We start from the raw sequence: 12,980 nt of genomic DNA, 5'->3' as shown, positions 1-12,980 counted from the left end.
CGTCGGCCGGTCTCTGCCGGTTGAACCGTTTCTGCTGTTCGATGGCGCCGTGCCGTGAGGCCCTTCCCATGACGGCGTGCCGCAGGTCCGCGCAGGTACCGCACGCCCCGACGGGATGGGGTCGCCGTACGAGGCGTACCTGGGCGGGTGGGGCAGAGCGCAGAACGTGGGCGGAGCGGGCGTAGCGCCCCGCGGGGCGCAGAGGAAGGGGTACCGCACCGGCACACGGCGGAAGGGCCGGGATCAGGGGCGCGGGGCGGGACGAACCGCAGCGAAGGTGGTCGTGTCGTCACCTGCGGCGCGGTGGCGAGGACAACGTAGGGCAGTGCCGTGCGGCGACGCAAGCGCCCGTATGCCAGGAAAGGGACGTCACGCCGCTGTCGTCGCGCGTCGGCGGATATCAGCAGCAAACCGCTGGGAGAGGTGACCTGCCGCTTTGCCGGGAGATTCCTGATGTTTCCCCAACTCGCGTACACCTCAAGACTTTTCGTGTCTCTTCACCCGCTCTCCGTCCCCTCTCGCCCGCTTGCGGCGCTCCCGTGCCGCCTCTAGCATCGTCGCGCTCCCGGCAGGACCCGGGTGGCGTCGTCCCGCACCTCGGAGACCGCCGCCCACAGGGCCCCGTCGTGGGTGTGCGCCGCACCACGGTCCCGTGCCGTCACGGGGCCGCGCCCCCTGAAAGGCACTGGTGATGGTCGGACCACCCCGTTCCACCGCCGGCGGAGGCGAGGTGGGCGCCCTGCGCCTGCTGCTGGCCGCCCAGGCGCTGAGCCAGCTCGGTTTCCGTCTGCTGGGATTGGCGATGCCACTCCTTGCGACCACTACCCTGCACGCTTCCGCCTTTGAGGTCAGCGCCGTCGCGGCCTGCCAGACGGCGGCGTTCCTCGTCATCGGGCTGCCCGCGGGCGTGTGGGTGGACCGTATGCGCAAGCGGACGGTGATGATCGCTTCTGACCTCGGCCGCGCCGTGGCCCTGGGCAGCATTCCGGTGGCGTGGAGCCTGGGCACCCTCGACGTGCTCCACCTGTGCGCCGTCTCCCTCGTCACCGGCATCCTCACGGTCTTCTTCGACGTCGCCGAGCAGAGCTACCTGCCGCACGTGGTCGGCGGTGACGGCCTCGTGGCCGCCAACGCCCGGCTGATCGGCGTCGAGGAGGTCGCGGGCGTGGTCGGCCCCAGCGCAGGCGGTCTGCTCATCCAGCTGGTGACCGCGCCTCTCGCGATCGTCGCGACGGCAGTGGGGTACGTGTGGTCCGCCCTGTTCGTCGCCCTGATCCGCCGGCCGGAACCGCTTCCGCCCCGCAAGGACCGCCCCAGGCTGCTCCGGGGTGTCGCCGAGGGCGTGCGAGTGGTGACGCGGGACGCGCTGCTGCGGCCCATCGTGCTGTGCTCCACGACGATGACCCTGTTCTGGAGCATGTCCTACGCGATGCTCCTGGTCCTGCTCGCCCGCGATCTCGCGGTGCCCGCGACCACGGTGGGTCTGCTGCTGACGGCGGGGAGCCTCGGAGGCGTCCTCGCCACGCTCGTGGTGCGCCGCCTCATCGAGAGGCTGGGGGACGCGACGGCGGTGAAGTACAGCGTCGCGTGCGGCGCCCCGCTCACCCTGCTCGCCGCACTCGTCCAGCCAGGGTGGCAGCTTGCGCTGGTCAGCGTCGCGCTGTTCGGGCTGGGCGCGGCGCTCGTCGTCTACAACGTGGCCCAGGTCAGTTTCCGCCAGCGGACTGTGCCGCCCGACCTCCTGGGCCGGGTCAACGCCACCGTGCGGTTCTTCGCCTGGGGGGCACGCCCCATCGGCAGCCTCTGCGGTGGTGTGCTGGCCGAACTGTTCGGTGCCCGGGGCGCAGTGCTCACGGGGGCGATCGGCACCTCGCTCGCCTTCCTTTGGCTATTCCTCTCCCCGCTGCGCCGGATGCGGACCCTGCCGACCGGCCCGCCCTCCGGCGAACCCCTGGCGGTCACCTGACTGGGGCCGGCCGTGCCTGCCCCGCCGCATCACCGGGGCCGAGCCGGGTCGCTTGGCCCCGCCCCCGTACGCCCGACGAACGGAAGCCCTACCGTGACCGACGCACTCCCCCCGACCGACGCGACCGGCGCCCCTGCGATCGTGTGGATCACCAACCCTGACAACTACGACCCCCGACGCCACCTCCTGCTGCAGAAGGAGGGCTCCGACCGCGTGAACCTTTTCGAGCGCAACGGTCTGCCCGTGCGGGTGGTGCACTCCGGGGACCTCGTGCCGGCATGGTCCGGCGGGACGCCGCGCCTGTACCTGGACGAGGAGGACCTGATCGGCGGCGGTCACGCCTTCCTGTTGTCGGACTGGACGTGGGACGCCGGCATCGGCCGTCACGTCCAGGCGATCACGCGGACCATCAAAGCGGCCGGCCGGGTGCTCCTCAACGACGGAATCCGTGACGCCGAGTCGCTGGGATCGGACAAACTCGCGATGTGCCACGAGGCGGCGGCGCTCGGGATTCCGGTCCCGCCGACGGTCGCGGTCCCCTTCGGGCGGTACGCCCGCCGGGTGCTGCCGGTGGTCAACAGGGAGCTGGGCACCGGTCCCTACGTGGTCAAACCCCGGGCCATGGCCATGGGCTTCGGGGTGCTGAAGGCCGAGGGCCCCGAGCAGCTGACCGCCGCGGTCGACCTCCTCACCCCGGCGGCACTGGGCGCGGTGGTGCAGCCGTTCCAGGAGAACGACGGCGACGTGCGAGTGTATGTACACCGGAAGCACGCGGTCGCCGTAATGCTGCGCCGCCCGAAGGAAGGCTCCTACCTCGCCAACGTGAGCGAGGGCGGCTCCGGCGTGTCCTTCGACGGCGACGACGAGGTGCGCACGCTCAGCGAACGGCTGGCCGCGGGGGTTGACGCGGACTACCTGTGCGTGGACTGGCTCCTCACCCGTGAGGGACCGGTCTTCAACGAGTGGATGACGGTCTCAGCAGCCTACGAGGACCTGCCGGAGCCGGACCGCTCCCGGGTGGCGGCGGCGCTCGTCACCTATGTACGGGACCGGATCGCCGCAGGCTCCTGACGAGCCCCGTCCGGGGCGTACCCATGGCGGGTCGCCCCGGACGACCTCAGCGCGGACCGGCTGTCAGTGTGCAGGGAGACGAGCGTCCACTCGACAGATTGGGGCTTCATCGGCCGACTTTCCGTGAACGCCTCATTGAGCTTTTTCAGAGTGGCCACTGATGGGGCAACGGCGCGACTGGCCACAACGCACGAGGGCACCCGTGCCGTTGAGGGAGGTGTTCGACGTCTCAAGGCGATGCCCTCTTCCTTCTGAGCGCAGTGTGCTGAGCGTCCTACACCCTGGCGGGACCGCGCGTCCTCGCGGGCATCGATCCGCTGAAAGCCACAACGTACGCGACGTGCGCGGGTGCCGTGCTCCTCGGCGCCCTGGCGGCGTCTGACGCGGTCGACGTGGCGTGGAGCGAACTGCCGGCCGGCGTCTGGCTGAACACCGCCTTCCTGGCGATCGGTTGCCGCGGCCGTGGCGAACCTTCTCTACTACCGGGGAATCGGAACCGTGGGTCCGGCCAAGGCATCCCTCATGATGTTCAACGTGCCCGTCATCAACACCATGTGCGCCACCCTTCTCCTGGGCGAGTCCTTCGGCCGGCTCCAAGGCACGGGGGCTCTGGTACTGATGACGGGCACCGTGCTCGCCGCGACGCAGGGCAAACTGCCCCGGCGCTCGGCTGGCACCGAGGCGCAGCCTTCCACGGCCGGCAAGTCGACGGAGCTCGAGGGCGCACCGGCCGGGAGTGCCTGACGGAGCGTGCCCGGCGGGTAGCGGGCAGTCCTGCCCGCTACAGAGTGTGTTGCAGAAGGCTGGGAGGCGGGTATTCCTCCTGCATGGGTGGGGTGTGCGGGCTGAGGCGTTGTGGGTGGAAACGTTCACCGGGCTACGGATGCGGGGGTCGGCCATGCTGCCTGCCGCTGGCGGACCGGGTGCAGCTGGTGGCGGTCTACTACCGGGCCAACCTCACGATGCGGCAGCTCGCGCCGCTGGTTGGTGCTCGCCGGCCACCGAGTGCCGGGGCGCGTCCACCGGCTGCGGCCGCTTCTTGCGATCGAGCCGGCCACACGCCCGGCTGACGCAGTGGAAAGGCTGTGGATGGTGGACGGCACCCTGATCCCTGTCCGGGACCGGAAGGTCGGCGCCTCCTCGCGCAACTACCGCTTCTCCGCGAACGTGCAGGTCATTATCGACGCCGACACGAGACTCGTCACCGCGAACGCCCGCCCGGTACCCGGCAACACCGCGGATGCCAAGGCATGGCGGAACTCCGGCCTCGCTGACATCTGCCAGGGCGTGACCGTGCTCGGTGGCGGCGCCTACATCAACACCGGCCTCGTCATCCCCCACCGCAAACAGCCCGAACGCCCGCTCCCGCCCGGACAAGAATCGGACAACGCGGAGCATCGACGCGTACGGGCCCGCGTGGAACCCGCCTTCGCCCTCATGAAGCACTACAGGATCCTCCGCGACTGCCTGCAACGCGGCAACGGCCTCCACTACGCAGTCCAAGCCGTCGCCGCACTCCACAACCACGCCCTGGCCGCATGATCGACACGGCCACAGACCCCGGCTCCATGTGCCCAGCCCAAGGCTTCTGCAACACGCTTCAGCGGCAACGAAGCGCCCAGGCGGGTCACCAGGACGACCGGGTACAGTGCGCGCGCCGGCACTCCGGTCGGCCGAGGAGGGGCAGCGTGACCGACACCAGCGAAACCCGATCCGCGGACGGGGCGGCAGACGCGACGCAGGAGACTCGACTGCACCGCCTGATGCGCTACGTCCCTCTGATCGCGCCCGTCCTGCTGTGGGCCGTGCCCTGCTGGGTACTTCTGCTCGCCGGGCAGCACTGGCCGCTCCCCGTGGCGCTGGGCGGCACCGCCCTGTTCGTCCTCGGTCTGATCGCCATGCCGCTCGCGATGATGCGCGGCCACGGCCGACGGCAGCAGGACCGGGCGGCGATCGTCGGAGACATACTCCTCGGGGTCAGCTGGGTGCTGTTCACCTGGTCCGTCCTGCTCGGTGTCCTGCTGCGGCTCGCCCTGACCGTGGCCGGCGTGGCCGACGGGCAGAACCGGGCCCGGATCGTCACCTGGGCCGTCCTCGGCGTGGCCGCCGTCCTGCTCGCCTGGGGATACGCCGAGGCCCGCCGGGTGCCCCGGGTGCGCCGGCTCGACGTGCAACTCCCGCGCCTGGGGGCCGGACTGGACGGCATCCGCGTCGCTCTCATCACCGACACCCACTACGGCCCGCTCGACCGCGCCCGCTGGTCGGAGCGGGTCTGCGCGAAGGTCAACACCCTGGAGGCCGACCTGGTCTGCCACACCGGTGACATCGCGGACGGCACGGCCGAACGCCGCCGTGCCCAGGCCGCCCCGCTGGGCACCGTGCGAGCCACCAGGGCCCGCGTCTACGTCACCGGGAACCACGAGTACTACAGCGAGGCCCAGGGCTGGGTGGACCTGATGGACGAGCTGGGCTGGGAGCCCCTGCGCAACCGTCATCTACTGCTCGAACGCGGCGGGGACACGCTTGTGGTCGCTGGCGTGGACGACGTCACCGCCGAGTCCTCCGGCCTGGCCGGTCACCGCGCCCACCTGGCCGGAGCTCTGAACGGCGCCGACCCCGACCTGCCTGTCCTGCTCCTGGCCCACCAGCCCAAGTTCGTCGACCGGGCCGCGGCGGGCGGCGTCGACCTCCAGCTCTCGGGCCACACCCACGGCGGCCAGATCTGGCCCTTCCACCACCTCGTCCGCATCGACCAGCCCATAGTGGCCGGCCTCAGCCGCCACGGCTCCCGCACCCTCCTCTACACCAGCCGGGGCACCGGCTTCTGGGGCCCGCCGTTCCGCGTCTTCGCCCCCAGCGAGATCACCCTCCTGGTACTCCGCTCCCCGCAGCGGCCTCCCACCCATTCCCTATGAGCGGGGTTCTGGCTGTAGCTGCTTGACCAGGCGGAAGACCTCGCGGGCTGCGTAGCGTTTGAGGCACCGGCCGATTTCGCTGCGGGTCTTGCCCTCCTTGATCCGGCGCTCGTAGTAGTCCTGCGTGCGCGGGTCGACCCGCAGGCGAGTGAAGACGATCCGGTGGAGCGCGGCATTTGCCTGACGGTCCCCGCCGCGGTTGAGGCGACGGTACTGCCGGCGCCCCGAGGAACGCTCAACCGGGCTGACCCCGCACAGCACGGCGAAGGACGCCTCGTTATCCAGCCGTTCCGGGTTGTCTCCCACCGTGATCAGCAAAGTGACGGCCGCGTCCGGACCGATCCCCACCACATCGAGCAGCTGCGGGGCGTACCGGTTCACGAGTCGGGCCAGACGAGCGTCCACATCCCGAATCTGCTCGGAGAGCTGGCCGATCCGGTGAGCCAGCAGACCCAGCGTGATCCGAGTGGCCCGCAACACCGCCTCCTCGCCGACCCCTTCCTGACCGCTCGCGTCGGCGAACCGTGCGCAGGTACGGAAGAGTTCGGCATTGCCCAGTCCCGCCAGTTCCTCCCGCAAGGCGGGGCCGGCGGTAATCAAGACGGCCTTGAGCTGGTTGATGGCCTGCGTGCGGGCTTTCACGGCCGACGCCTTCGTGAGTTTGTACATTCTCGCGATCTGTACCGGCCCGTCGCCCGATTTGGCCCGGGCGCGGGCCCGCCCGCTCAATACGGCTCGCGCCGCGTTCTGGGCATCGAGCGGATCCGATTTGCCTGCGCGGCGTGCGGCGCCCGCGCGGGCTGAACGACGGCCTGCTGAGGTACGGGCTGAAGGACCTGCTGGGGCTGGACCGGCTGCATGTGCTGGGCTGCGGGACCGGGGCGGGCGGCGTGACCTGCGCTCTCGCGGCCGGCTGCGACGGCACCTGGCTCTGCGTCGGCTGCTGCGGCACCTGGCCGGGCACGGGCTGCTGCGGGTTCTGCGCGGGCTGCGGGGTCGTCTCAGTCACTTCGCTCACTCGCTCCCGGTTACTGAGCCGCCCGCCGGTCCCGGCTCAGGGGGTCGCCGCGGATACGACATAGACGACAGGGCTGGCCGGATCGGTCATGTTGACGGTGATGTTCCGCGTGGGGCGCGGGTCCTTGTTGGTGTGGGTCACACCGGCCCAGTACACGCCCGGGCCGAAGTACCAGCCGGTGATCTTTATGTCCCGCGGGCTGATGGTGACCGCGCCGGGCTTCAGGGCGGCCCGCCCCGTACCGATGCCGCTCAGGAAGCGGTCGAGTCCGGCGGACGTCGTACGGAACTTCACGTACATCCGGCTGGCTTTCCAGTTGTTGGTCTCGTAGTACTGGACCCCCGTCGCGTTGCCGGGGATCGGGATCTCGAAGATCCGCCGCTGCATGCCGGACGGCCAGTCCTCGCGCAGGCCCTGCGCGGCCGCCTCGGCCTCCTTGTCCTTGCCGGAGCGGCGGCTCTGGCCCGCGGAGATCACCAGGTAGCCCGCCGGGATGCCGATGAGCAGCACGATCGTGATCGCCGTGATCAGCCGGCGGCGGATCATCCTGCGCCGGTCCTGCGGGGGCGGGCCGTCGCCGTCGCCGGACGGCGAGTTCTGGCGCGGCGCGGCGGCGTGCTCGGCTGCGGTCATGGTCGGAGGTCCCCAGGTGCTGCGGATACGGAGTACGGAAGGCCGGAGGCGGAGCGGCGCGGATCAGTCGAGGGTGCGGGCGCTCCGCGTGCTGCGGATGGTGCTCGCCGCCTGGTCGTAGATCTGCGCGTACCGCTCGTACCGCTCGACCCGGCGGCGGTTGGCGCGGCGGAATCTGCGGGCGACCAGGCGGGCCAGGTCGGCGGCGCCGACCATACCCGCCTCTGGGCCGAGCTGGGCCTTCGCGATGCGGGCCTCGGGGCGGTAGCCGCGGCCGGTGAGGTGCCGCTTGAAGGCGTCCCGGGCGGGGCCGATCAGGAGGTCGTCCGCGGCGCTGACGCCGCCTCCGATGACGAAGCAGGACGGGTCGAGTGCGGCGGCGAGATTGGCGATGCCGACGCCGAGCCACTGGCCGATGTCCTGGAGGAGTTCGATGCACATCGCATCGCCCTCACGGGCCAGTTCGGTGATGAGCGGCCCGGTGATGTCGGGGATGTTGCCCTTGACCCGCTCGATGATGCTGTGGGCCACCGGGGAGTCCGCGGCGGCCAGTTCCCTGGCCTCGCGCACGAGGGCGTTGCCGGAGCTGTACTGCTCCCAGCAGCCGCGGTTCCCGCACGGGCAGCGGTGCCCGCCCGGCACCACCTGCATGTGGCCGAACTCACCCGCGACACCGTACTTTCCGCGCTTGACGTGCCCGTCCTCCAGGATCGCGCCGCCGATGCCGGTGCCCAGCGTGATCATGACGAGGTGGTCCTCGCCGCGGCCCGCGCCGAAGCGCCATTCCGCCCAGGCCGCCGTGTTGGCGTCGTTGTCCACCATGACGGGGACGACGAGGCGGGACGCGATGGCGTCGCGCAGGGGTTCGTCGCGCCAGGCGAGGTGCGGGGCGAAGAGGACCTTGGAACGGTCGGCGTCGACCCAGCCCGCCGCGCCGATCCCGACTGCGTGCACATCGTGCCGGTCGGAGAGGTCCAGGACCAGCTCGACGATGGTGTCCTCGACGACCTTGGGACTCTTGGACTTGTCGGGCGTCTCGGTGCGCAGCTGTTCCAGGATGTTGCCGTCGGCGTCGACGACGCCGGCCATCACCTTCGTACCGCCGATGTCGATGCCGACGGTCGGAACCCGGGGCGCCGTCAGGTGCGAGCGCCGCTCCCGCGTGCCTACGGTCTTCAGGACGGTGGCGCGGGCGGAGCCGCGGTGTGCGAAGTCGCGGTACGTGCTCATCGTCCCTGCGTCGGTCGGGGGGCCGGTGCGTGGTGCCGCCGGCGGCGGACTGCGCCCGCCGTGGTCGATTCTGCCATTGCCTGCCGGTGTCCGTACGGCACCGTTTCGTCCTCAGTCCCCTGCCGGGCCCGATTCCGGTCCGGTGGCGCGTTCCAGCTCGTGGCTCAGCTCCTCCAGCTCGCTGCCGCCCGCCATCTGCCTGGTCAGCTCGTCCAGCGTGATGCCGTCCCGGGTGTGACTGCCGGACATGACGCCGCGCTTGAGCAGGACGAACCGGTCGCCCACGAGGTAGGCGTGGTGAGGGTTGTGCGTGATCAGGACCACGCCGAGGCCCGCGTCCCGGGCGGCCGCGACGTACTTCAGCACGACACCGGACTGCTTCACACCGAGCGCCGCCGTGGGCTCGTCGAGGACGAGGACCTTGGCGCCGAAGTGCACGGCACGGGCGATCGCCACGCACTGGCGCTCACCGCCGGACAGGGTGCCGATCGGCTGGTCGACGTCGCGCAGGTCGATTCCCATGCGCAGCAGGGCCGCGCGGGTCGTCTCGCGCATCAGCTGGACGTCGAGGCGCTTGAACGGTCCTGCGCCCTTCGTCGGCTCCGAGCCGAGGAAGAAGTTCCGCCAGACCGGCATGAGCGGTACGACCGCGAGGTCCTGGTAGACGGTGGCGATGCCACGGTCCAGGGCGTCGCGCGGGTTGGCGAGGGTGGTCTGCTCGCCGTCGATCAGGAAGGTGCCGCCGTCGTGCCGGTGCAGCCCCGCGATGATCTTGATGAGGGTGGACTTGCCGGCGCCGTTGTCGCCGAGCACGCAGGTGATCTCTCCCGCGTGGACCTCCAGCGAGACGTGTTCGAGCGCCTTGATGCTGCCGTAGTACTTGCTGACGTCGTCGAGTTCGACGAGTGCCTGGGTCGCGGTCATTTCGTCGCCTCCGCGCGCTTGCGCACCCATGCGTTGAGCAGGGTGGCCAGGAGCAGCATCGCTCCGAGGAAGAACTTGAACCAGTCGGGGTTCCACTCCGCGTACACGATGCCCTTGCTGGTCATGCCGAAGATGAACGCGCCGACCGCCGAGCCGATCGCGGAGCCGTAGCCGCCGGTGATCAGGCATCCGCCGATGACGGCCGCGATGATGTACGTCAGCTCGTTGCCGACGCCCTCGCCGGACTGCACCACGTCGTAGCTGAACAGCAGGTGCTGTCCGGAGACCCAGGCGGCGAAGGCCACCCCGAGGTACAGCCCGATCTTCGTCCGGATCACGGGTACACCCACGGCCCGCGCGGCGTCGGCCTCGCCGCCGACCGCGAAGATCCAGTTGCCGAAGCGGGTGCGGAGCAGGATCCAGGTGGCGATCGCGACGAGCACGAACCACCACAGGATGGTGACCTTCAGCTCCATGCCGCCGATGGACAGCTGGGAGGCGAAGACCTTGCGGGCCGACTCGAAGCCCTCCATGTCACCGATCGACTTCGTCGAGACGGTGCCGCTGATCAGCTTGGTGAAGCCGAGGTTGAGACCCGTCAGCATCAGGAACGTACCGAGCGTGATGATGAAGCTCGGCAGTTTGGTGCGGGTCAGCATGAAGCCGTTGAACGCGCCGAACGCCAGGGTGACCAGCAGGGAGACGAGGACGCCGACCCAGACGTTGGCCGTCATCTGGTAGCTGAACATCGAGGAGATCAGCGCCGAGCTGGTCACCAGCACACCGGCGGAGAGGTCGAACTCGCCGCCGATCATCAGGAGCGCCACCGGCGCGGCCATGATCCCGATGGTGGAGGCCGCGTACAGCACCGTACCGAAGCTGGAGGTCTGGAGGAAGCTGTCGGCGACGACCGCGAAGAAGAGGAAGACGGCCGCGGCGCCGACGACCGAGCCGAGTTCCGGGCGGCCGAGGAGTCTGCGCAGCGGCGAGGTGCGCAGCAGCCGCTCGTCGGAGTTGCCGGGTGCGGGGGCCGGAGCCGCTGGTTGCCCGGTCGCTGTCATCGGGTCCCCCGCTTCGTGTATTCGGCGAGCTCGGGCGCGTCGTCGGCGGTGATGATCTGCGGTCCGGTCAGGACGGGCAGACCGCCGCCGAGCACGTTGCGGTTGTAGCGGTAGAGCCAGAGCAGGTCGACGGCCTCGTACCCCTGGAGGTAGGGCTGCTGGTCGACGGCGAAGCCGAGCGTGCCGTCCTTCAGCGCGGTGGCGACCTTGGCGTTCAGGTCGAAGGTGTCGACCTCGGCCTTGCTGCCCGCCGTCTTTTTCGCCTGCACGGCGGCGTCGGCGAACGGCGCACCGAGCGTGACGACCGCGTCGATGCTCTTGTCGGCCTGGAGCTTGGCCTCGATGGACGCCTGCACGTCGGGCATGTTGGTGCCGTCGACGTAGAGGTTCTGCATCGTGCCGTCGAAGGACTTCTTGGCTCCCGCGCAGCGCTGCTCGTGGCCGACGTTGCCCTGTTCGTGCAGGACGCACAGCGCCTTCTCGCGGTTCCGCTGGTCGAGCTCGTCACCGACGGCCTCACCGGCGATGGACTCGTCCTGCCCAATGTGGGTCAGGGCGCCGAACTCCTTGGACTCCGCGGAGCCGGAGTTGACGGTGATCACCAGGATGCCGGCCTTGGTGGCCTTGGCGACCACGGCCTTCATGGCGTCCGGCTTGGCGAGCGTGACGATCAGACCGTCGACCTTCTTGTCGATGGCCGCCTGGACGAGCTGGGCCTGCTGCTGCGCCTCGTCGTGGTGCGAGTAGAGGAAGTTGATGTTGTCCTTCACCGCTGCCTGCTCGGCACCGCTCTGGACGATGTCCCAGAAGGTGTCGCCGTCGCCCGAGTGGGTGACCATGGCGAAGGTCCACCGCGGTGTGTTCACCGCGGACCGGCCCTCGGCGGCCTGTGCCGCGCGCTCTTCCGCCCGCTTGCCGCCGGTGCTGCTGCATCCCACGAGGGAAGCCCCGAGCACCGCTGCCAGCACGGCACCCATCGCACGTACCCCTGTCCGAACCCTTGCCACGACGCCGTGCCCTTCTAGTGCTGCTCGCTGTGCTGCTTGGTGGAGCCGGGGAGAGCGCGCTCCCGGCCCGGCTGCCCAAGTATCCCCGAGGGGGTGTCCGCCTCGCCCGGCAGGGGCGTGGCGGTGCGGCGGCACGATGCCGCACCGGGCGGTCACCGGGTGCCGCGCGCGGTGTATTTCTCCAGCTGCGGTACGTCCTTCGCGGTGACGATCGCGGGTCCGGTGAGCACCGGCTTCCCGCCGCCGATGACGTTGCCGTTGGTCCTGTTGAGCCAGATCTCGTCGACGGCGAGGTAGCCCTGGAGGTAGGGCTGCTGGTCGACGGCGAAGCCGACCTCCTCGGCCTTGAGCCGCTTGACCACCTCGGCGTTGAGGTCGAAGGTGTCGACCTCGGCGGTGGAGCCGGAGCCCTCCTTGGCCTTGACGGAGGCGGCGGCGAACGGGGCGCCGAGGGTGACGATCGCGTCGATGTCCTTGTCCGCCTGGAGCTTCGCCTCGATGGACGAGGTGGAGGCCGGCATGTTGGTGCCTTCGACGTTGAGGTTCTCGACCTGGCCCCCGAAGGTCCTCTTCACCCCGGCGCAGCGCTCTTCGAGTGACACGTTGCCCTGTTCGTGGATCACGCAGAGCGCCTTCTTCCTGCCCCGGTTGTCGAGCTCCTCGCCGACGGCCTCGCCCGCGACGGTCTCGTCCTGGCCGATGTGGCTGAGCGCGCCGACCTCCGCGGAGAACTGCGCGCCGGAGTTGATGGTGACGACGGGGATACCCGCCGCCGCGGCCTTGGCCACGACGGCCTTGACGGCCTCGGGTTTGGCGAGGGTGACGATGATGCCGTCGACCTTCTGGTCGATGGCTGCCTGGACGAGCTGGGCCTGTTCCCTGCCCTCCTTGTCGGCGGAGTACAGGAACTCGACGTTGTCCTTGGCCGCGGCCTGTTCGGCGCCGCTCTGCACGATGTCCCAGAAGGTGTCGCCCTGCCCGGAGTGCGTGACCATCGCGATCTTCATCCGGGGGGTGGAGACGGCCTTCCCCCCTCCCCCGCCACCGCTGCCGGACCTGTCCTCGGAGTCCTTGCCGCCGGACCCGCTGCATCCGGCGAGGGCGAGGGCGCATATGGCGATCAGGACTGTTGCCGTGCGAGTCGTGCGCATGGTG

The 12,980-nt window shown here is 70.2% G+C and carries 12 protein-coding genes and 1 pseudogene; 6 read left to right on the top strand and 7 right to left on the bottom strand.

From position 1 onward, the window contains the following. Positions 1 to 691: 691 nt before the first annotated feature. The 5 genes and pseudogenes from ACFWSK_RS30130 to ACFWSK_RS30110 all read left to right on the top strand — a co-directional run bounded on the left by ACFWSK_RS30130 (position 692) and on the right by ACFWSK_RS30110 (position 5,952). A complete protein-coding gene (locus ACFWSK_RS30130; protein WP_383792965.1) occupies positions 692 to 1,966 on the top strand; it encodes an MFS transporter in 1,275 nt (424 codons plus the stop codon). 93 nt (positions 1,967 to 2,059) lie between these two features. After that, complete coding sequence (locus tag ACFWSK_RS30125; protein WP_383792962.1) at positions 2,060 to 3,037, top strand: RimK family alpha-L-glutamate ligase; 978 nt, start codon at positions 2,060 to 2,062, stop codon at positions 3,035 to 3,037. A 462-nt stretch (positions 3,038 to 3,499) separates the two neighbouring features. Then, positions 3,500 to 3,781, top strand: a complete 282-nt coding sequence (locus ACFWSK_RS30120; protein ID WP_383792958.1) for a DMT family transporter — start codon at positions 3,500 to 3,502, stop codon at positions 3,779 to 3,781. Between the two features lie 139 nt (positions 3,782 to 3,920). After that, positions 3,921 to 4,579, top strand: a pseudogene (locus tag ACFWSK_RS30115) (transposase family protein). A gap of 146 nt (positions 4,580 to 4,725) precedes the next feature. Next, positions 4,726 to 5,952: a metallophosphoesterase gene (locus ACFWSK_RS30110; RefSeq protein ID WP_383792955.1), complete on the top strand. Its 1,227-nt coding sequence runs from the start codon at positions 4,726 to 4,728 to the stop codon at positions 5,950 to 5,952. Here ACFWSK_RS30110 and ACFWSK_RS30105 read toward each other — a convergent pair. Next, the gene (locus ACFWSK_RS30105; protein WP_383792953.1) at positions 5,947 to 6,594 is read right to left on the bottom strand and encodes a transposase; all 648 of its coding nucleotides are present in this window, start codon (positions 6,592 to 6,594) and stop codon (positions 5,947 to 5,949) included. The two genes, ACFWSK_RS30110 and ACFWSK_RS30105, sit on opposite strands and share 6 nt — an antisense overlap. Before the next feature lie 140 nt (positions 6,595 to 6,734). Here ACFWSK_RS30105 and ACFWSK_RS30100 point away from each other — a divergent pair, with 140 nt between their 5' ends. Continuing rightward, complete coding sequence (locus tag ACFWSK_RS30100; protein WP_383792951.1) at positions 6,735 to 7,034, top strand: hypothetical protein; 300 nt, start codon at positions 6,735 to 6,737, stop codon at positions 7,032 to 7,034. On the opposite strand, the gene ACFWSK_RS30095 is transcribed toward ACFWSK_RS30100, so the two are convergent. The 6 genes from ACFWSK_RS30095 to ACFWSK_RS30070 form a co-directional block, all read right to left on the bottom strand. Continuing rightward, entirely contained in the window at positions 7,007 to 7,603 is a 597-nt protein-coding gene (locus ACFWSK_RS30095; RefSeq protein ID WP_383792948.1) for a hypothetical protein, read from the bottom strand. The two genes, ACFWSK_RS30100 and ACFWSK_RS30095, sit on opposite strands and share 28 nt — an antisense overlap. 63 nt (positions 7,604 to 7,666) lie before the next feature. Then, positions 7,667 to 8,833, bottom strand: coding sequence for an ROK family glucokinase (locus ACFWSK_RS30090; protein WP_383792945.1), 1,167 nt, complete (start codon positions 8,831 to 8,833; stop codon positions 7,667 to 7,669). Between the two features lie 111 nt (positions 8,834 to 8,944). Continuing rightward, a complete protein-coding gene (locus ACFWSK_RS30085; RefSeq protein ID WP_383792942.1) occupies positions 8,945 to 9,787 on the bottom strand; it encodes an ATP-binding cassette domain-containing protein in 843 nt (280 codons plus the stop codon). Continuing rightward, positions 9,754 to 10,818 (bottom strand): ABC transporter permease, encoded by a 1,065-nt coding sequence (locus ACFWSK_RS30080; protein ID WP_383792939.1) that lies wholly within the window; start codon positions 10,816 to 10,818, stop codon positions 9,754 to 9,756. Before ACFWSK_RS30080 ends, ACFWSK_RS30085 begins: the two co-directional genes overlap by 34 nt. Continuing rightward, positions 10,815 to 11,795, bottom strand: coding sequence for a substrate-binding domain-containing protein (locus ACFWSK_RS30075; protein WP_383792938.1), 981 nt, complete (start codon positions 11,793 to 11,795; stop codon positions 10,815 to 10,817). The genes ACFWSK_RS30080 and ACFWSK_RS30075 overlap by 4 nt, the downstream gene beginning before the upstream one ends. A 182-nt stretch (positions 11,796 to 11,977) precedes the next feature. Further along, complete coding sequence (locus tag ACFWSK_RS30070) at positions 11,978 to 12,976, bottom strand: sugar ABC transporter substrate-binding protein (protein WP_383792935.1); 999 nt, start codon at positions 12,974 to 12,976, stop codon at positions 11,978 to 11,980. Positions 12,977 to 12,980 lie beyond the last annotated feature (4 nt).

It is taken from the genome of Streptomyces sp. NPDC058620 (genome assembly GCF_042717135.1).
GTDB lineage: Bacteria > Actinomycetota > Actinomycetes > Streptomycetales > Streptomycetaceae > Streptomyces.
This window is presented reverse-complemented; position numbering and strand designations above follow the sequence as displayed.

Excerpts from the sequence above, each read along its gene's own strand:
- ACFWSK_RS30130 (WP_383792965.1), top strand. The coding sequence starts at position 692 with ATGGTCGGACCACCCCGTTCCACCGCCGGCGGAGGCGAGGTGGGCGCC.
- ACFWSK_RS30095 (WP_383792948.1), bottom strand. The coding sequence starts at position 7,603 with ATGACCGCAGCCGAGCACGCCGCCGCGCCGCGCCAGAACTCGCCGTCC.
- ACFWSK_RS30090 (WP_383792945.1), bottom strand. The coding sequence starts at position 8,833 with ATGAGCACGTACCGCGACTTCGCACACCGCGGCTCCGCCCGCGCCACC.
- ACFWSK_RS30085 (WP_383792942.1), bottom strand. The coding sequence starts at position 9,787 with ATGGGTGCGCAAGCGCGCGGAGGCGACGAAATGACCGCGACCCAGGCA.
- ACFWSK_RS30080 (WP_383792939.1), bottom strand. The coding sequence starts at position 10,818 with ATGACAGCGACCGGGCAACCAGCGGCTCCGGCCCCCGCACCCGGCAAC.
- ACFWSK_RS30075 (WP_383792938.1), bottom strand. The coding sequence starts at position 11,795 with ATGGGTGCCGTGCTGGCAGCGGTGCTCGGGGCTTCCCTCGTGGGATGC.
- ACFWSK_RS30070 (WP_383792935.1), bottom strand. The coding sequence starts at position 12,976 with ATGCGCACGACTCGCACGGCAACAGTCCTGATCGCCATATGCGCCCTC.